Source organism: Burkholderia catarinensis (genome assembly GCF_001883705.2).
In the GTDB taxonomy this organism is placed as follows: domain Bacteria; phylum Pseudomonadota; class Gammaproteobacteria; order Burkholderiales; family Burkholderiaceae; genus Burkholderia; species Burkholderia catarinensis.
Window position 1 is genome coordinate 104,366 of record NZ_MDEQ02000008.1, and the last position, 19,048, is coordinate 123,413.

General features: G+C 67.4%; 15 protein-coding genes and 2 pseudogenes. 9 read left to right on the forward strand and 8 right to left on the reverse strand.

Annotated elements, in window-relative coordinates; genetic code table 11:
* Nucleotides 1-78: 78 nt before the first annotated feature.
* The 3 genes from BFF94_RS14860 to BFF94_RS14870 all read left to right on the forward strand — a co-directional run bounded on the left by BFF94_RS14860 (nucleotide 79) and on the right by BFF94_RS14870 (nucleotide 2,284).
* Entirely contained in the window at nucleotides 79-942 is an 864-nt protein-coding gene (locus BFF94_RS14860) for an SDR family oxidoreductase (RefSeq protein ID WP_128849903.1), read from the forward strand.
* A gap of 274 nt (nucleotides 943-1,216) precedes the next feature.
* Nucleotides 1,217-1,615 (forward strand): cupin domain-containing protein, encoded by a 399-nt coding sequence (locus BFF94_RS14865; RefSeq protein ID WP_128849905.1) that lies wholly within the window; start codon nucleotides 1,217-1,219, stop codon nucleotides 1,613-1,615.
* A gap of 369 nt (nucleotides 1,616-1,984) precedes the next feature.
* Nucleotides 1,985-2,284, forward strand: coding sequence for a hypothetical protein (locus BFF94_RS14870; RefSeq protein ID WP_128849907.1), 300 nt, complete (start codon nucleotides 1,985-1,987; stop codon nucleotides 2,282-2,284).
* A 214-nt stretch (nucleotides 2,285-2,498) separates the two neighbouring features.
* Here the strand turns inward: BFF94_RS14870 and BFF94_RS14875 are convergent, their stop codons facing one another.
* A complete protein-coding gene (locus BFF94_RS14875) occupies nucleotides 2,499-3,974 on the reverse strand; it encodes an HD domain-containing phosphohydrolase (RefSeq protein WP_128849909.1) in 1,476 nt (491 codons plus the stop codon).
* Between the two features lie 296 nt (nucleotides 3,975-4,270).
* Here BFF94_RS14875 and BFF94_RS14880 point away from each other — a divergent pair, with 296 nt between their 5' ends.
* Nucleotides 4,271-4,846, forward strand: a complete 576-nt coding sequence (locus BFF94_RS14880; RefSeq protein ID WP_128849911.1) for a DUF308 domain-containing protein — start codon at nucleotides 4,271-4,273, stop codon at nucleotides 4,844-4,846.
* On the opposite strand, the pseudogene BFF94_RS14885 reads toward BFF94_RS14880, so the two are convergent.
* A pseudogene (locus tag BFF94_RS14885) lies at nucleotides 4,811-5,221 on the reverse strand (altronate dehydratase); the annotation flags it as partial. The gene BFF94_RS14880 and the pseudogene BFF94_RS14885 sit on opposite strands and share 36 nt — an antisense overlap.
* 24 nt (nucleotides 5,222-5,245) lie before the next feature.
* Between BFF94_RS14885 and BFF94_RS14890 the strand changes: the two are divergent.
* The 3 genes and pseudogenes from BFF94_RS14890 to BFF94_RS14900 form a co-directional block, all read left to right on the forward strand.
* Nucleotides 5,246-5,698: pseudogene (locus BFF94_RS14890) on the forward strand (FadR/GntR family transcriptional regulator); the annotation flags it as partial.
* Nucleotides 5,699-5,939: 241 nt separating this feature from the next.
* On the forward strand, nucleotides 5,940-8,045 hold the full coding sequence (locus BFF94_RS14895; protein ID WP_128849913.1) for a TonB-dependent siderophore receptor: 2,106 nt from the start codon (nucleotides 5,940-5,942) through the stop codon (nucleotides 8,043-8,045).
* A 179-nt stretch (nucleotides 8,046-8,224) separates the two neighbouring features.
* Complete coding sequence (locus BFF94_RS14900) at nucleotides 8,225-9,250, forward strand: mannuronate-specific alginate lyase (RefSeq protein ID WP_246637316.1); 1,026 nt, start codon at nucleotides 8,225-8,227, stop codon at nucleotides 9,248-9,250.
* A 124-nt stretch (nucleotides 9,251-9,374) separates the two neighbouring features.
* On the opposite strand, the gene BFF94_RS14905 is transcribed toward BFF94_RS14900, so the two are convergent.
* The 6 genes from BFF94_RS14905 to xylA all read right to left on the reverse strand — a co-directional run bounded on the left by BFF94_RS14905 (nucleotide 9,375) and on the right by xylA (nucleotide 16,469).
* Nucleotides 9,375-9,662: a hypothetical protein gene (locus tag BFF94_RS14905; protein WP_219139501.1), complete on the reverse strand. Its 288-nt coding sequence runs from the start codon at nucleotides 9,660-9,662 to the stop codon at nucleotides 9,375-9,377.
* Nucleotides 9,663-9,697: 35 nt separating this feature from the next.
* Complete coding sequence (locus BFF94_RS14910; RefSeq protein WP_128849915.1) at nucleotides 9,698-10,897, reverse strand: sugar ABC transporter permease; 1,200 nt, start codon at nucleotides 10,895-10,897, stop codon at nucleotides 9,698-9,700.
* A complete protein-coding gene (xylG, locus tag BFF94_RS14915; protein ID WP_128849917.1) occupies nucleotides 10,894-12,453 on the reverse strand; it encodes a D-xylose ABC transporter ATP-binding protein in 1,560 nt (519 codons plus the stop codon). The genes BFF94_RS14910 and xylG overlap by 4 nt, the downstream gene beginning before the upstream one ends.
* 71 nt (nucleotides 12,454-12,524) lie before the next feature.
* Nucleotides 12,525-13,553: a D-xylose ABC transporter substrate-binding protein gene (gene xylF, locus BFF94_RS14920; protein ID WP_128849919.1), complete on the reverse strand. Its 1,029-nt coding sequence runs from the start codon at nucleotides 13,551-13,553 to the stop codon at nucleotides 12,525-12,527.
* A gap of 110 nt (nucleotides 13,554-13,663) precedes the next feature.
* A complete protein-coding gene (xylB, locus tag BFF94_RS14925) occupies nucleotides 13,664-15,142 on the reverse strand; it encodes a xylulokinase (RefSeq protein ID WP_219139502.1) in 1,479 nt (492 codons plus the stop codon).
* Nucleotides 15,143-15,146: 4 nt separating this feature from the next.
* Nucleotides 15,147-16,469 carry a xylose isomerase gene (gene xylA, locus BFF94_RS14930; RefSeq protein WP_128841539.1) on the reverse strand — a complete coding sequence of 441 codons (1,323 nt, stop codon included), beginning with the start codon at nucleotides 16,467-16,469 and terminating at the stop codon, nucleotides 15,147-15,149.
* Between the two features lie 267 nt (nucleotides 16,470-16,736).
* Here xylA and BFF94_RS14935 point away from each other — a divergent pair, with 267 nt between their 5' ends.
* Both BFF94_RS14935 and BFF94_RS14940 read left to right on the forward strand, forming a co-directional pair.
* The gene (locus BFF94_RS14935; RefSeq protein WP_128841538.1) at nucleotides 16,737-17,930 is read left to right on the forward strand and encodes a XylR family transcriptional regulator; all 1,194 of its coding nucleotides are present in this window, start codon (nucleotides 16,737-16,739) and stop codon (nucleotides 17,928-17,930) included.
* 27 nt (nucleotides 17,931-17,957) lie between these two features.
* Nucleotides 17,958-19,046, forward strand: coding sequence for an aldose epimerase family protein (locus BFF94_RS14940; RefSeq protein ID WP_128841537.1), 1,089 nt, complete (start codon nucleotides 17,958-17,960; stop codon nucleotides 19,044-19,046).
* The last annotated feature ends 2 nt before the right edge of the window (nucleotides 19,047-19,048 follow it).

Here is a 19,048-nt window from a genome sequence, read left to right on the forward strand (position 1 = left end):
TCACATCTTCCGGATCATGTGTGGATCACTTAACTTACGTGGGCAGTCAACCCAACCGTTACCCCAGGAGTGAACATCATGACCATTCTCGTTACCGGCGCCACCGGCCGTGTCGGCCGCCAGGTCGTCCATCAACTCGTCAATCGCGGCGCCGGCGTGCGCGTGCTGGTGCGCGATCCGTCCAAAGCCGATTTTCCGGCCGCGGTGACCGTCGTGCAGGGCGACATGCTCGACATCGACTCGCTTCGCACGGCCTTCTCCGGCATGCGCACGCTGTTCCTGCTCAACGGGGTGGCGGGTGACGAATTCACGCAGGCGCTGATCGCGCTGAACCTGGCCCGCGAGTCGGGTATCGAGCGCGTCGTTTATCTGTCGGTGCTCCACGCCGACCGCTTCGTCAACGTGCCGCACTTCGCGGTGAAATCCGCCGCCGAGCGGATGATCGAGCAAATGGGCTTCAGCGCGACGATCCTGCGCGCCTCGTATTTCATGGACAACGAACTGATGGTCAAGGACGCGATCGTCAATCACGGTGTCTACCCGATACCGATCGGCAGCAAGGGGGTCGCGATGATCGACGTGCGCGATATCGCGGAAGTCGCGGCGATCGAGCTGATTCGCCACAACGACGCGCCCGGCAAGCTGCCGGTCGAGACCGTCAACCTGGTCGGGCCCGACACGCTGACGGGCCCGGAACTGGCGTCCATCTGGTCGGAGACGCTCGGCCGCCAGGTAGCCTACGGCGGCGACGATCCCACCGCGTTCGAAAACAATCTGGCGAATGTCATGCCGAAATGGATGGCCTACGAGATGCGCCTGATGGCCGAACGCTATGTCAGCGACGGGCTGGTGCCGGAGGCCGGCGATGTCGAGCGGCTGACCGCGATCCTTGGCCGCCCGCTGCGCGCGTACCGGGACTTCGTGGCAGCGCTCGCCCGCTGAGCGCGGCGCGGCACGTTCATGCCACAAGCGACAGCGCACGAGGTCGGAAGCGGGCGAACCGGTCGTCATGCGCGACCGGTTCGCCGCGACCGTCCTGCCGCCGCCGTCGACGACGGCAACGCAGATGCGACCCGCGACGAGAGCCGGATGGTCGGCATTCGCCCGTCGCGCAGCGTAGTAGCGGCGTCAATATAATGGGCTTTTCCCGACGTATCGACGATCGGCAACGTGCCGGTTTCGATCCCGAGTACGTACAACTGCCTCTGGAGACGAGATGACCCTGCCTGCCGTTCCGTTTGCCGAATCGTTCGACCTCGAGGCTGCATTCGGCGATGTATCCGAATACTGGTCACCCAAGGTCGTCGCGCAGGTCAACGATCAGTATGTGAAGGTCGCAAAAGTACGCGGCCAGCTCGTGTGGCACGACCACGCGCATGAAGACGAGCTGTTCTTCGTCGTGCGCGGACACCTCCGGATCGAGTATGAAGGCGGCCGCGTCGTCGACTTGCCCGCCGGCTCGATGCACGTCGTGCCGCGCGGCACGCAGCACAATCCGGTCGCCGACGACGAATGCTGGATCGTGCTGATCGAGCCCGTGCAGACCAGGCACACGGGAGATGTCCAGTCTCCGCTCACCCGGACGATCGACGAGCAGTTGGGGCAGGCTCGCTGATTTCCTGCGCCGGCGCAAATGTACGAGGCCATCACCGTGCCGCGGAGCCTCTGCAAAGCGCGTTGCGGGTCAGCGCTCGGCCCTGGACGCAAACAACCGTGACCGCCAGCCGTGGCCACCCCTCTCCTGCCTGCGACGAACTGTATCGGCGCAGGCACCGGAGGTGCCCCTTTGGTTCGCTCGCAACTTCTCCGTGGCGACGCGATTGCCTTTTTACCCATCGCGCACGAACGACGTTCGACACGTCCGGCTTCGTCGCTATCCTGGCCGCTCTGTTCCGGCGCTATCGGTCTTTTGTCCGATGGCGCCGCGAACAATTGAATGTCACGATCAGCAATCGCTCGCCCGAATGCCAGGAGGATGACTGCAATGTCGGTACGTCAAATCTTCATCATGACATTGGCGAGCGGGCTACCTCGGGTATTCGGCGTGTGCGCCGTTCTTTCGGGGTTGTTTCAGATCGGCAATGCGGCGCGTCGCTGGAAGCGCACCGGCGCACCGTGGAGAGCGATCTCGTGCGGGGCAGGATCGGCGCTGGCCGGCGCGCTGCTTTCGAGCGAAGCCATGGGCGCGGTCTACTTCGTTATCGCGGGGTTGTGGTGCCGGTGGGCAGACGCCGACGCAAGGGCGCTGGATCGTCACGAACGCGTGAATGACTGGCCCACTTGAACGGCGCAACGCATCATCGATACTTCGAGTCGCTGAAGCGGACGACAAGGAGATCCCGCTTGCCAACGGCAACGTGCAGTATCGGATGCCGTTACGCGAAGCGCGTTGCACGGTCCGGCACATGACGGTGCGGGTCGGCGGTACACCGGATATCGTGCTGGCCGGGCCGTCTCGTCGACACCGGCACGAAAGCGGATACGCAACGCCAATCCCGTTAGAGCAACCCCATCGCCGATGCCTTGAGCGTCGCCGCAGCGCGTGTCGAACATTCGAGCTTGCGAAACGCCTTCTCGACGTGGGTGCGTACCGTGCTCGGGCTCATGGCCAGTTCCTTCGCGACTTCCTTGTTGCTCGCGCCGCGGGAAATCGCGCGCAGTACGTCGACTTCCCGTGCGGACAGGCGTGGGCCATCATGCGACGTGCGTCTCGCGGCGCGCGTGACGACAGGTGCGCCTTCCGTCACCAGCGCCTCCACCGCTTCGCCGCATAGCCGGCCACGCGCAGCTTCTTCCTGCAACAGGCTGGCGGCAGCCACATCGGTCAGCGCCGTGCGCCACGGACGCGTCGAGCGCAACGCGACCCACGCCACCGACGCCGCCAGCACGCGCGCTTCCAGCGTCAGCGCCGGATCGCGCGCGCCGCGAAAATACCCGGAACCGTCTTGCCGTTCATACGCATATGACGCAAGCACCGCGGCTTCACCCAGTGCGCCGGTCTGTCTGCCGGCGCGCTCGGTCCAGTACGGCACGAGGCGCACCTTTTCCCATGCGCTCGCAGGCAGCCGCGTCGGCAGATTCCACACACCGTTCGGCACCGCGGCTCTGCCGATGCCATGAATCAATCCAGCCCGGTAGACGAGCTCGCGCCCCGCTTCATCGGGCGAGAGACGGGCATGACACGCGGCCGCCGTCGACGCGACCGAGCGCGAAAAACCCGTCATCCACGGCAGTTTCAGATCGATGATGTCCGCAATCAATTCCGCCGACGTCGCGCCCTGCATGTCCGGCGTCGCCAATGCGGCACCCAGGTCGTCCGCCGATACGCGCTCCAGTTCCGTCAGCCAGTCCCTCGCCTGGCGTGCGGTCGTCTCGACGAGAACGGCCGGATAGCGTGCCCCCGAGCGTTGCCCGATCAATTCCAGGGCCCGCTCGATGCCGTACGCGCGACTCAGCACCTCGAGATCGCCGGCAAGCGCCACGATCGACACGGGCGCAGGCACCTGTTCGTGCACGAGTCGCGCGGGCAGCCCGTTGCCGTCCCAGGTTTCGAAAATGTGCCGCAGCGCGGTTTCCGTTGCCGTCGAAAGACCCAGTATTCGCGCGACTTCGCCCGAGACTTCGCAGTGAATCTGCGCAAGCGGGATCAGCGCGGCGCCGGCACCGCCGATTGCTTCGGCCATGCCGGGCCGGCTCTCGAGCATCGCGGTGCGGATCGCGACGTCGTCGCCGAACACCTGCGCGAAACCTGCCGCGTTCGCCGTACAGCCCGACCAACGCAGCAGCGACACCTCGCGGACCGTCGCGCAAACCGCCGCGTCGAATCCTGCCGCGTGCGCGAGGCTTGCCGCCAGCCAGCCGGTACGCAGCGAATGGTCGGTCGGCTGTCCCATGCTGAGATCGCCGATAAAAGCAAGCGCTCTCACGGAGTCGAATATGCGCAGCGGGGCGTGACTGGCTTCGGCGTCGAACATCGGAAGGGGGGAGAAATTCACGGGGATGGGCAATCGATCATACGCGACGACGTCGAGTCACGCGTGAGCCGGCGCATCGGCGGCCGCGCGCAGCGCTCCGCGACAACCGACGGGCAATGCCTGTCCGCACCGACGCGAGCGGCTGGCCGTGCCCCTATCGGTCATCTGACCGATAGCGGGCGGTCAGGGCGATTGAGATACTCGGCGCAGTGGAAATCCGGTCACGTTGCTGTCCCGATCGTGGAAACCATCCAGGCCGACCGGAACGATGGTTTGATGTACCAAGGAGTGAAAGAATGGTTGATCGTTACCCTGAATACAGTCTCCCCGGCGAAGAACAATGGCTGAAACGATATTACTTTTCCCGAGCGATATTCTCGGCGATCTGGGTCGTGCTGGCGTTTTCCGTCGGTCGGCAAAACCCGGCCGGCGCGGCGGTCCTGCTCTTTGTTTATCCGGCCTGGGATGCGCTGGCCAACTTCGTCGACATGTCTCGCAGCGGCGGGATGGCCGAAAACCGCACGCAGGCCGTCAACGTCGCGATCAGCGCCATCACGACGGTTGCAGCATTGCTGGCGTTGAATGCGGGCATGCAGGCCGTGCTCACGGTGTTCGGCATCTGGGCGATTCTTTCCGGCGGGCTTCAGCTCGGCACCGCGGTACGTCGCTGGAAGCATTTCGGTGCGCAGTGGGTGATGGTCCTGAGCGGCGCGCAATCCGCGCTGGCCGGCACGTTCTTCATCGTCCAAAGCCACGCGACCACGCCGCCGGCCATCATCAAGATTGCAGGCTATGCGGCGGTAGGTGCCGTCTATTTCCTGATATCCGCGCTATGGCTGCACGTACGGCAGGTGAGGAGCAAGGTTTCGTGAGCGCGTTCGTGCCGCGCCGAGCGACTTCTCGAGAATCGTGGTGATGCCTCCGGCGATATTGCCCGGCGACGGATTGTTGTTCATTTCGCCGCCGTTGTCGGCGACGTAGCGCTCCCACCACTGCAACCTGCCGACGAGACGCTCGGCCACGTCGCGCGAGGCCGCACACGCGATCAGCAGATGCTCCGCGCCGTAGATCTCGGGCGTCTCGGACAGAATCGCCGTGCCGCCGTTGCGCACCAGCAGATCGACGGCCGCGCCGAGCGCCGGATTCGCCGTGATCCCCGAGTAGCCGTCGGACCCGCCGCATTGCAGGCCGACCGTCAGCCGCGATGCCGGCACCGCGCTGCGACGCGCGCCATCGGCCACCTCCAGCCGGCCGACGCTGTCGGCACGATGGTCACGCTCGGCGACAGTCCGTCGGAACTGATGCAGGCTCGAGCGGCCGACGAAGGCAGCGTCGCCGGACTGGCCGCCGCGCGGATGACGGCCGCGATGCTCGATCGCCTGCGGCGCACGGTTCAGCGGATGAAGCGACTCGCGGAGGCCGGCAAGTCACCCGTCGAAGCCGACCGGCAGTTCCACATGCTGATCGCGGAAGCCGCCGGCAATTCGGTGCTCACCCGCTTCGTCGGCGAGCTGTTCGATAGCCGCCACGACCCGATCGCGGCAGCCATGCGCGGCCACGCGGAGAATCCGCAGACCTGGACCGCCGCCGTGCGGGAGCACGAGGACGTACTCCTCGCGTTGCAGGCCGGCGATCCGATTGCGGCCCAGACGGCGATTCGCGCCCATCTTCGCGCGTCCGAAGCGCGATGGATCGACGGCGGCCTGAAAACCGACCCGGATTGATCGGCGCACGGGCGCCGGCACGCGTTTGCGTCCGCGTTGCGATGCATCGTGCGGCGCCATGCGTAACCCCCGACCTTGTCCACGTTGCCCTCCGTTTCGCTTCGTTCGCCGATTCTTGAAATTACGATTGCAAATGCCTCTCATTTGCATTAAATTTCCGCGCGAATGTACTGTTTGGAACACCGATGCCGGCGCGAGGCCGCCCGCCGTGCCCGAACGCGAACCACACCAAAGGACGGGTATGAGCAGGAAGAACTGGGCGGCCGCACCGATGGCCATCGTCGTCGGCACGGCCGGCGTGGGCACCGCCGACGCGCAGGAAATGTCGCTGCCCGCCATCGAGATCTCCTCGCAACGCGCGACGGCGCCGTTTCGAACGCGCGAATCGACGAGCGCGACGCGCAGCGAGGCGGACGTGATGGAGATTCCGTTCGCGGTCAGCAGCGTCGATACGAAACTGATCCAGACCGTTGCCGCGACACGCGGCGATGATCTTTACGACTGGGTCGCGGGCGTCTCGCGACAGAACAACTTCGGCGGCCTGTGGGACAACTACGCGGTGCGCGGCTTCGCCGGCGACGGCAACACGTCCGGCACCGACTACCTGGTCAACGGCTTCTCGTGGAATCGCGGGATGAGCGTCCCGCGCGACACCGCCACCCTCGAGCGCATGGAAGTGCTCAAGGGGCCGGCGTCCGCGCTGTATGGCCGCGGCGATCCGGGCGGGATCATCAGCTATACGACGAAGCAGCCGCAGTTTGCACGCTCGAACACCATCGGCGTGTCGGCCGGCAGCTACGGTGCGTTGCGCACGACACTCGATTCGACCGGCCCCGTCACGAAATCGCTGGCGTACCGCTTCATCGCGATGGACGAGAACAACGGCAGCTTTCGCGATACGGTGTCGAGCAAACGCTACCTGTTCGCGCCGTCGTTCACCTGGGACATCGGTGCGGATACGACGCTCCACTACGAGTTCGAGAGCGCGCGTCAGCGCGCACCGCTCGATCGCGGCGTGCTGGCGGTCAATGGGCAGCTTGGCGCGATTCCGGCGTCGCGCTTCCTCGGCGAGCCGCGCGACGGCGACTACGACGTGCGCAACACGGGCCACCAGTTCACGCTCGAGCATCGCATCGATTCAAGCTGGTCGATCAACGCCGGCGTCGCGCAACGCGACACCGACCTGTCGGGACGCTCGTCCGAGGCATTCGCATTGCAACCGGACGGCCGCACACTGTGGCGCCGCTACCGGCAAGTCGCGTTTCACTCGAACGACCTGCAAGGCCGCCTCGAGACGACCGGCACGTTTCGCACGGGCGGCATCGGCCATACGCTCGTGATGGGTGTCGATGCGTATCGCTTCAACTACGACCAGTTCGTCACACGCTCCACGCCGAGCGCCGCTGCGCCCTATGCAATCGACATCTTCGATCCGGTCTATGGCCAGCCTGCGCCGACGCCGCGCACCGCGACCGACCTGCTCGAACGCGACAACGGCCAAGGCATCTACGCACAGGACACGCTTGCGTTCGGGCCGCACTGGAAAATCCTGGCCGGGCTGCGCTGGGATCGCTTCCATCAATCGATCGAGAACCGCCTGAAGGGAGTGACGACCAGCCAGTTGCAGAGCGCGCTGAGTCCCCGTATCGGCGTCGTGTATGAAATGAGTCCCGCGTTGTCGCTGTATGCGAACACCGCGTATTCGTTCCGGCCGAACAACGGTGCCGACGTCGACGGCCGCGCATTCGATCCCGAGAAGGGCCATGGCTACGAAGCAGGCGCGAAATGGGCGGGCGCGCGCTGGCTCACGACCGTCTCGGCGTTCTACGTCACCAAGCGCAACGTGCTCACCGCCGATCCGGCGAATGCGGGCTTCTCGCGTGCGGCGGGCGAAGTACGCAGCCGCGGCGTCGAATTCGAATGGAGCGGCGACCTCGGTCACGGCTTGCGCGGCGTCGCCAACTTCGCGTACGTCGACGCCGAAGTCACGCGCGACACCGTGCTGGCGCCCGGTTCACGCCTCGTCGACATACCGCGGCTGAGCGGCAGCGCGCTGCTCATGTACGAGACCACGCTGCCGTTCGCGGACAAGGCCGGTGCCGGTGCCGGCGTGATCTATGTCGGGCGCCGGGCCGGCAACACGGCCAACACGAGCGACGGTTTCGAACTGCCGGCCTATGCGACCGTCCAGCTCAACGGCTACCTTCAGGTCAACAAGCACTTGCGTGCGTCTGTCGTGCTGAACAACCTGTTCAATCGCACCACCTACGTCAGCTCGTACAACAGCCTGTGGGTCACGCCAGGCGCACCGCGCAGCCTGTTCGCATCACTCGCCTACTCGTTCTAGGCCGGCCCGGACGGCTGACGGATATCGCGCGTCAGCCGCCGAACCCGAACCGCGCGGCCGGGCGTAAGCGCCGCGCTGCGCGACGTGCCAAAGCAGGTCGGCCGGGCCGGCGTGGCCGCAAGGCATCGCACCGGTGGCCTGCCGGATCGGAACCGCAACGGCTCGACCGGGAAAGCCGGGTGAAAGCCCGGGACGCTAGACTGCCTCCGGTCCAGCGCCCGCCCCGCAACGCCACCGTCGAGCACCCCATGCGCGCCCTTTCCGTTCGAACCTTGTTGGCCGTTTCATTCGCCGTCGGCACGCTCGTCGGCGCTGGCTCCGCCAGCCACGCATGCGAAGTGCCGGCCCCCGCGCGGACGATCGATCCGCCCGGCTACTATGACGATCCCACCGGTTATGCGCGCGACGTGAAGCCGATGCGCGACTTCGTCGCGAAGCTGAACACCGCGGCGGATCACGGCGACTGGTCGTGCGCATTGAGCCTGCTCGACAGCTGGGCACAATCGGATGCGTTGATGGGCCGGATATCCGGTTATCAGGGCTATTACGAGCGCTCGTGGGCCGGCACGGATTTCGCGATGGTGATCCTGCGCATGCCGCGCGGGTTGCGCGAAGCGAACCGCGCGCAATTCAACGCGATCGACCCATGGCTCGAACGCATCGCGATCGCGACCCGCAATTCGGAAGCGATCAACCCCCTGCACAACAATCTCGTGTACTGGGCAGGGCTCGACCTGATCGCCATCGGCACCGTCACCGACAATGCAAGCCTGATCGATTCCGGTTTGCTGCGGGTACGCGAAGGCATTCGCGACATCGGCCCGGACGGTTCGCTCGCGCGCGAAGTCAAGCGCGGAAACCGCGCACTCCACTATCACACCTTTGCCCTGCTGCCGCTCGTTTTCGCGGCCGAACTCGTGCAACGGCGCAACATCGATCTCTATCGCGAGAACGATGGTGCGATCGGCCGCCTCGCCAATCTCGTGATCGACGCGGTGGAGGACCCCGCGAGCTTCAGGAAGATCACGCCGATCAAGCAGGACCTGTTTCCGTGGACGTTCCGCGACGAACTGAGCTGGATCGAGCCGTACTACGCGCGTTTCGGCGATCGCCGCCTGCCGGCGATCATCGCGCCGCGCCGCCCGTTCAGCGAATGGCGGCTCGGCGGCGACGTGACAGCGGCGTGGGGCGTGCCGCTGCCATGACGCGCAACGTTTGGCGTTTGGCGTTTGGCGTTTGGCGTTTGGCGTTTGGCGTTTGGCGTTTGGCGTTTGGCGTTCAGAAGCGGTGGCGGATGCCGACGATCGCGAGTTCCTGGGTTGCGTTGCCCTAACGCTGCGCTCGCTCGACGACACGCGCCAGCCGAATGATGTCGGTCAGCGTGAAATCGCTCACGTCGGGCCTCGGCCGGTCGCACTCGTCCGCGATGCGCATCGCGAACGCGAGCGCTTCGGAGCGCTCCCGCAGCAGCGCGCGCAGCGCGTCCTCAATGACGCGGCGGTCGCGCGGATCGCCCAGGCCGAGCACCGGTTCGTGATCCTGTGCGACGTCCGGTTCCGTGATCGGCGCAGCCGCCAGCGCGGAGATACCGGGCATGGGAACCGGGTTCCGTTTCATGTCTTCCTCTCGTCGAGTGGTGGCCAAACGCCGCCTCACCGCCGGTTCGACCGCGACACCACGTCGATCCACACCGCCAGCACCAGCACCGCGCCCTTGACGATCATCTGCCAGTACGCGTCGACGTCGAGCATCGACATCCCGTTGTCGAGGCTCGCCATCACGAGCGCGCCGATCAGCGCGCCATGGACGGTGCCCGACCCGCCGCGCATCGACGTGCCGCCGATGAAGCACGCGGCGATCGCGTCGAGCTCGCCCATCGTGCCGGCCGACGGCGAGCCGGCCGCGAGCCGCGCAGTATTGACGATGCCCGCGAACGCGCACATCAGCCCCATCAGCGCGAAGATCGCGAGCTTCACGCGATCGGTGTCGACGCCCGACAGCCGCGTCGCCTCCAGGTTCGAACCCACGGCATAGATGCGTCGGCCGAACACGGTCTGTGTCGCGATCCACGAGAACGCACCGAGCAGCGCGAGCAGCAGCAGCACCGGCACGGGGATACCGCCGTAACGGTCGAGCGTCGCGACGAACGCCAACAGCACGGCACCGGCGCCGACGATCTTCGCGACGTCCTGCCACAGTGGCGCGACCGCGAGCCGGTAGCGGCGCCGCGTACCGCGCTGCCGCATGACCAGCAGCGCGACAAGCGCGAACAGCAGCACCGCGAGGCCATCGCCGGCCACGCGCGGCAGGTAGCCCTGACCGAGGAACACGAAGCCGTCGGACACCGGCGCGATCGTCGAGCCGCCCGTCACGCCGAGCAGGATGCCGCGGAACGCGAGCATCCCGCCCAGCCCGACGATGAACGACGGCACGCGCCGGTAGGTCGACCACCAGCCGTTGAACAGCCCGACCAGCACGCCAAGCGCGAGCACCGCCGGCACCGTCGCGGCGACCGGCCAGTGGCGATTGACGTCGAGGATCGCGGCGACGCCGCCGAGCAGCCCGAGCAGCGAGCCGACCGACAGGTCGATCTCGCCCGCGATGATCACGAACACCATCCCGCACGCGAGCATCCCGGTGATCGACATCTGCCGCAACAGGTTCGATACGTTGCGCGGCGTGACGAACGCGCCGTCGGTCAGCACCGAGAAGAACGCCCAGATCGCCGCGACCGCGACCAGCAGCGCGAGCACCTTGTAGCGCACGAAGACCTGGCGCAACGGATGACCGTGCGCGCGACGCACGTCGGCGTCCGGCGGCACGGCGGAAGAGGAGGAAAGTTCGGTATTCATGTCGGACTCGTTGCAATGGGTTCGGCCGGACGCCGCGCGGGCTTCAGCGCGGCGCCGAGGATCTGTTCCTGCGTGAGGCCGTCGTTCGCGAAATCGCCGCGCAGCTCGCCTTCGCCGATCACGAGCACGCGATCGGCCAGCCCGAGCACTTCGGGCAACTCCGACGACACGACGATCAGCGCGACGCCGCGCTTCGCGAGCGCAAAGACCAGCCGGTAGATCTCCGCCTTCGCGCCCACGTCGACGCCGCGCGTCGGCTCGTCGAGGATCAGCACCTGCGGGTCGGCCAGCAGCATCCTGGCGAGCACCGCCTTCTGCTGGTTGCCGCCGGACAGGCTCGCGATCGGCAGGAACGGATGCGCGGCACGCACCGACAACCGCTGCATCTCGGTGCGGATCGCATCGAGTTCGGCGGCCGCGTCGATCCGCCCGCGCACCGCGAAACGGCGCAGCACCGACAGCGTGATGTTGTGGCCGACGCCAAGCTGCGGCACGATCCCGTGGCGCTTGCGATCCTCCGGCACCATCGCGATGCCGGCGCGAATCGCGTCGGCCGGCGAGCGGATCGCGAGCGGGCGGCCGTTCATCAGCACGGTCGCCGTGCATGCGCCCGGATAGGCGCCGAAAATCGCCTGCATCAGCTCGGTGCGGCCCGCGCCGACGAGCCCCGCGACGCCGAGAATCTCGCCGCGCCGCACGCTGAACGACACGTCGTCGACGCGCTTGCGGCGCGGGTTCGTCACGTCGTGACAGGTCACGTTGCGCGCCTCCAGCACGACGTCGCCGATCTCGTGCGGCTCGCGCGGATACAGATTGCGGATCTCGCGCCCGACCATCATCGCGATGATCCGGTCGGTGGTCAGCGCGCGCATCGGCTCCGTCGCGACATGGCGGCCGTCGCGGATCACGGCCACGGTGTCGCATACCGCGTCGATCTCGTCGAGCTTGTGCGAGATATACACGCACGCGACGCCGCGGCGCTTGAGGTCGCGCACGATGTCGAGCAGGATGCGCGTCTCGGCGGCACTCAGCGACGACGACGGCTCGTCGAGGATCAGCAGCTTCGCGCGCTTGTTCAGCGCCTTCGCGATCTCGATCAGTTGCTGGTGGCCGCCGCCGTAGTTCATCACCGGCTGCGCGACGTTGATCGTGTCGATCCGCAGCTCGCGCAGCAGCGCCTCCGAGCGCCGGACCATCTCCGCGTAGTGCATGCGGCCGCCGGGCAGCGTGATCTCGTTGCCGAGGAAGATGTTCTCGGCCACCGACAGCTCGGGCACGAGCATCAGCTCCTGGTGAATGATCACGATGCCCGCGCGCTCGGTGTCGCGCACGCCGGACGCGACGAGCGGCGCGCCTTCCCAGCGGATCTCGCCGTCCCACGTGCCGTGCGGGTAGACGCCCGACAGCACCTTCATCAGCGTCGACTTGCCGGCGCCGTTCTCGCCGCACAGGCCGACGCACTCGCCCGGTCGCACGGTCAGGTCGATTCCGTCGAGCGCCTTCACGCCATCGAATGCCTTGACGATGCCGCGCATCGTCAGCAAGGGTTCGGTCATACGTTCATCGCCTCGCAGTGAGCACGCGGCCGCCCGCATGGCCGGCCGCGTGCATCGCATCCGTCGTGCCGTTACTGGCTCGCCAGCTGGGCCTGGGTGTAGAAGCCGTCCTTCACGACCACGTCGACGTTGCGCTTGGTCAGCAGCGTCGGCTGCAGCAGCACCGTGTCGACCTTCTTCCTGCCGTTGTCGTATTGCGCGTTGACCGCGGGCTTCGTGCCCTTCGCGAGATCGACGGCGAGCTTCGCGGCTTCGCTCGCGATCAGCTTCAGCGGCTTGTAGACGGTCATCGTCTGCGTGCCGGCGATCACGCGCTTGACCGCCGCGAGATCCGCATCCTGCCCGGACACCGGCACCTTGCCGGCCAGATGCTGCGCGGCGAGCGCCTGGATCGCGCCGCCCGCGGTGCCGTCGTTCGACGCGACGATCGCGTCGATCCGGTTGCTGTTCGCGGTGAGCGCGTCCTCGACGATCCGCAGCGCGGTCGACGCGCTCCACTCGGGCACCCATTGCTGGCCGACAACCTTGATGTCGCCGCGGTCGATCGCCGGCTTCAGCACCTTCAGCTGGCCCTCGCGCAGCATCTTCGCGTTGTTGTCGGTCGGCGCGCCGCCGAGCAGGAAGTAGTTGCCCTTCGGCTTCGCGTCGAACACGCCCTGCGCCTGCAGTTCGCCGACCTTCTCGTTGTCGAACGAGATGTACGCGTCGACATCGGCGTCGAGGATCAGACGGTCGTACGACACGACCTTGATGCCGGCCTTCTTCGCCTCGGCGACGACGTTGCCGAGCGTCTTCGAATTGAACGGCACGATCACGATCACGTCGACGCCGCGCGAGATCAGGTTTTCGATCTGGGAAATCTGCCGCTCCTCGCTCGCGTCGGCCGACTGCACCGACACCTTCGCGCCGAGCTTCGTCGCCGCCGCGACGAAATAATCGCGATCGCGCGACCAGCGCTCGACCCGCAGGTCGTCGATGCAGAAGCCGATCTCGGGCTTGTCCTTGCTCGCATGCGCGAGCGGTGCGCCCAGCGCGAGGATCGCCAGCGCAGCGGCGCCGGCAAGCGAACTCAATACGGTACGACGCGTCACGGATTTCATGTCTCCAACTCCTTGTTATGGAACCACCTCACGAACGCCGGGCGGCCGCCGGAATGCGCCGCCCGCATCGAGTCACTGCAACGCGCGGCATCGCGCCGGCAATCCGCACGTCATGCGCCCGTTGCAAACACCGGTTCGAGCGCGCGGTAAAGCGCGCGAAACGTCGGACGCCGCACATCGCGATACCACGCATGCCGCGCGAGGTCGGGCTCGCGCACCGCGACGATCGGCGGCTGCGGGCACACGTCGTCGAGCGGCGCATCCGGTTCGAGCGCGAGATGCGCAAGGCGCGCGGCGCCCAGCGCCGGCCCCACTTCGCCGCCCGCGCGCAGCGTCAGCGCGCGGCCGCTCAGGTCGGCGAGCATCTGCGTCCAGTACGCGCTGCGCGAGCCGCCGCCGATCACCGTGATGCTGTCGGGCGCGAGCCCGGCCGCATGCAGCGCGTCGATGCCGTCAAGCAGCGCGAAACCGACGCCTTCGAGCGTCGCATTCGCGAGATCCGCGCGCTGCGTGTCGGGCGTGAGCCCGTAGAACACGCCCTTCGCATTCACGTCGTTGTGCGGCGTACGCTCGCCGCTCAGGTACGGCAGGAACCACGGGCGGCTGGCGCGCGCGTTCGTCTCGGCATCGTCGAGCAGCGCCGCGACGCCGTCGTAACCGGCCAGCTGCGCGCTGAAGTCGAGGCAGCCGGCCGCGTTCAGCATCACCGACATCAGGTGCCACGTATCCGGCAGCGCGTGACAGAAGCTGTGCACCGCCGATTCCGGGTTCGCGCGAAACCCGTCCGACACCGCGAAATAGACGCCCGACGTGCCGAGCGACAGCAGCGCATCGCCGGGCCGCACGATGCCGACGCCCACCGCGCCGGCCGCGTTGTCGCCGCCGCCGGCCACCACCGGAATCTCGCGCAGCCCGAGCGCGCGCGCGACGGCCGGCAGCAGCGTGCCGGTCACGCCGTTGCCCTCGAACACGGTCGGCATCTGCGTGCGCGACAGCCCGCACGCGGCAAGCAGCGCGTCGTCGTAGTCGCGCTTCGCGACGTCGAGCCACAGCGTGCCGGCGGCATCCGACGGATCGGTTGCGAACGCACCGGTCAGCCGGTAGCGCAGATAGTCCTTCGGCAGCAGTACGGACGCGATGCGCGCGAACACGTCGGGCTCGTGACGGCGCACCCACAGCAGCTTCGGCGCGGTGAAGCCGGGCATCGCAATGTTGCCGGCCACGGCGCGCAGCGCGGGCGCGAGCCGCTCGAGTTCCGCGCACTCCGCATCCGCGCGGCCGTCGTTCCACAGGATCGCGGGGCGCAGCACGTCGCCGTGCGCGTCGAGCAGCGTCGCGCCGTGCATCTGCCCGGTCAGCCCGAGCGCGTCGATGTCGCGCGGATCGATGCCGGCCGCGCGTGCGTCGCCGACGACGGCGGCGAGCGCGCCGCATGCGGCGCCCCACCAGTCGCGCGGCGCCTGTTCGGACCAGCGCGGCCGCGGCCGGCTCACCGTCAGCGGGCGGCTCGCGCTCGCGCGCACCGCACCGCCGCGGTCGAGCAGCACCGCCTTCACGCCCGACGTGCCGAGATCGAGTCCGATATACATGGCGTCAGCGCAGCCCGTAGATCGCCTGGTTCACGATGTTCTCGAACCGCTCCTGCGCGCCGCTCGCATGCTGCGGGTCCACGCCGCGCGCGAGCGCTTCGGCCGCGAGCGACTCCAGTGTATAGCCGCCCGACAGGATCTTGCGGCCGAACGCGTCGTCCCACTGCGCATAGCGCTGCCGGCGCAGCGCGTCGAGCCGGTCGTTCTCGATCAGCACCGCCGCGCGCTCGAGCGCGAGCGCGAGCACGTCGATCGCACCGACGTGGCCGTAGAACAGGTCTTCCGGATCGATGCTCTGGCGGCGCACCTTCGCGTCGAAGTTCATCCCGCCGGTCGTGAAGCCGCCGTGGCGCAGGATCTCGTAGAACGCGAGCGTCAGTTCCTCGACGCTGTTCGGAAACTGGTCGGTGTCCCAGCCGTTCTGCGGGTCGCCGCGGTTCGCGTCGACGCTGCCGAACACGCCGAGCGCGAACGCATTCGCGATCTCGTGATGGAACGAATGACCGGCGAGCGTCGCGTGGTTCGCCTCGATGTTCACGCGGATCTCGTTCTGCAGTCCGTACTGTACGAGGAAGCCGTGCACGGTCGCGACGTCGTGGTCGTACTGGTGCTTGGTCGGCTCCTGCGGCTTCGGCTCGATCAGCAGCGCGCCGGTGAAGCCGATCCGGTGCTTGTGCTCGACGACCATCGACAGGAAGCGCGCGAACTGCTCGCGCTCGCGCTTCAGGTCGGTATTGAGCAGCGTCTCGTAGCCTTCGCGGCCGCCCCACAGCACGTAGTTCTCGCCGCCTAGCCGGTGCGTCGCGTCGAGCGCATGGCACACCTGGGTCGCGGCCCACGCGAACACGTCGGGGTTCGGGTTCGTCGCGGCGCCGGCCGCGAAGCGCGGGTGCGAGAACAGGTTCGCGGTGCCCCACAGCAGCCGCACGCCGCTCGCCTGCTGGCGCTCGCCGAGATAGTCGACCATTCGCGCGAAATTGGCCGTGTACTCGCGCAGGCTGTCGCCCTCCGGCGCAACGTCGGTGTCATGGAACGTATAGAAAGGCGTGCCGAGCTTCGTGAAGAATTCGAACGCCGCATCGGCCTTCAGCCGCGCCCGCTCGAGCGCGTCGCCCGGCTGCTGCCACGGCCGCCGGAACGCACCCTGCCCGAAGATGTCGTTCCCCGGCCACACGAACGTATGCCAGTAGCAGACCGCGATCCGCAGATGCTCGGCGAGCGTCTTGCCGAGCACGCGCTTCGCGGGGTCGTAATGGTGGTAAGCCAGCGGGTTGTCCGACTGCGGACCTTCGTAGCGAATCGCGGGAATGTGTTCGAAATACGACATGGTGTCTCCGTACGGGGTCTTGTTGCAGCGCAACGCGCGTCGCGACGACGCACGCGGCCGAATTCGGTTGGCTGGATCGTGCCCGCGCGCCTGCCCGCCGGCAATTGCGAAATTGCGCAGCACGCGTAATGTTTCTTGCCAGCCGCGCTCGCGCGGTGCGCGTTCCGTCCTACAATCGCCGGACACCAGACCACGCGCGCCGCCGCCCCGAGCGCGCTTCCGGAGACAACGGCACGGCGCCCCGGCGGCGCCCGCCCCGAGACCGAGATGACCCGCGCCCCTTCCTCCCAGACACCGCACCGCATCGCGCTGCTGTTCAATGCGAACAAGGTCTACGACCGCGAGATCATCAGCGGCATCGGCCAGTACCTGCACACGACGCGCGTCGTGTGGGACCTGTTCCTCGAAGACGACTTCCGCTGCCGGCTCGCCGGCATCGAGCGCTTCGACGGCGACGGCATCATCGCGGACTTCGACGATCCCGCCGTCGCCCGCGCGCTCGCCGGCTCGCCGCTGCCGATCGTCGCGGTCGGCTCGTCGTACGAGGATCCGGCGCAGTATCCGGACGACGTCCCCTATATCGCGACCGACAACCCGAAGCTCGTGTCGCTCGCCTACACGCACCTGATCGGTGCGGGGCTCGCGCATTTCGCGATGTACAGCCTGCCGGTCGCGCAGGAGAACCGCTGGGCGCAGCAGCGCGAGCTCGCGTTCGACCGGCTCGCGCGCGCGGACGGGCTCGATGCGCCGATCTACCGCGGGCTGTCGACGAGCGCCTCGGGCTGGAATCATGCGATCGAGCAACTGATCGGCTGGCTGCATGCGCTGCCGAAACCCGTCGGCGTGATCGCGGTCACCGACGCGCGTGCGCGGCACCTGCTGCAGGCGTGCCTGCTCGCCGGCATCGCGGTGCCGGAACAGGTCGCGATCATCGGCATCGACAACGATCCGCTCACGCGTACGCTGACGCGCATTCCGTTGTCGTCGGTGATCCAGGGCACCGAGGAAATGGGCCGCACCGCCGCGCACCTGCTGCACCGGATGCTGCGCGGCGCGCGCTTTCCCGGGCAGCGCGTGCTGGTGCCGCCGGTCGGCATCAACGTACTCGAATCGACCCGCCACCAGCCGCTCGCGAGCCCGCACGTGATGCGCGCACGGCATTTCATTCGGCAGTACGCGTGCCAGGGGATCAAGACCGAACAGGTCGCCGACTATGTCGGCGTGTCGCGCTCGCTGCTCGAAGAACACTTTCGGCGCGAACTGCAGCGCACCGTGCACCAGGAAATCCTGCGCCACAAGCTCGAGGCCGCACAGGCGCTGCTGGTGGGCCGCCATGCGTCGAGCGCGGAAGTCGCGATCCGCTGCGGCTTCACGTCGTTGCAATACATGCATGCGGTGTTCCGCCGCGAACTCGGCTGCACCCCGCGCGAATACCAGGAACGCACCGCGCCCGCCCACTGAATTCACCGCCCACGAGCGAATCCACTCATGCATATCGATACCGACTCTTCCCGCCCGGCATCCGGCGTCGCCCGCGTCGCTTCCGAACCGTGGGGCACGCTGCCCGGCGGCGATCCGGTGCGGCGCTACACGCTGCGCAACGCGCACGGCATGCGCGTCGTCGTCAGCGATCTCGGCGCGACCGTCGTCTCGTGGCTCGCCCCCGACCGCACCGGGCGCTTCGCCGATATCGTGCTGGCCCACGACACGCCGGCAGAGTATGTCCAATCGGGCGCGTACCTCGGCGCGACGGTCGGCCGCTGGGCGAACCGGATCGCGGATGCGCGCTTCACGCTCGACGGCATCGGCTACACGCTCGACCGCAACGAGAACGGCAACCTGCTGCACGGCGGCGCGAGCGGCTTTCACCGCGCGCGCTGGGACATGATCGACGACCGCGGCGGGTTAACGCTGCGGCTTGATTCGCCGGAAGGCGATGCCGGGTTCCCCGGCAACGTGAGCGTACAGGTGCGCTACACGCTCGACGACGACGGCACGCTGACGATCGACTATGCGGGACGAACCGATGCGCCGACGCCGCTGAACCTGACGAATCACAGCTACTTCAACCTGAGCGGACGCGCGGGCAGCGATGTGCGCGGCCATCTGCTGCAGATCGACGCCGACGCGTTCGTCGAAGTGGACGACGCGCTGATCCCGACCGGCACGGCCGACGTGACGGGCAGCGCGTTCGATTTCCGGCAAAGCGCGCCGATCGGCGCCCGCCTCGACTGGCCGCATGCGCAGCTTGCACGCGGGCGCGGGTTCGATCATTGCTATGTGCTGCGCGACCGTGAACGCGGCGTGCGGCCCGTCGCGTCGATCTACGATCCGGAAAGCGGCCGGGAGCTCGCCGTGTCGACGGATCAGCGCGGGCTGCAGCTCTATACGGGCAACTATCTGGAGGGTGTGCGCGCAAGCGGCGGCGTGTCGTGCGTGAAACATGCTGCGCTGTGCGTCGAAGCCGGGTTCTTTCCGAACCAGGTCAACATGGACGGGTTGCGCGACGAAACCATCCTTCATCCGGGTGAGACCTATCGGCAGACGACCCGATATCGGGTCGGCGTTCGCGCGTAGCG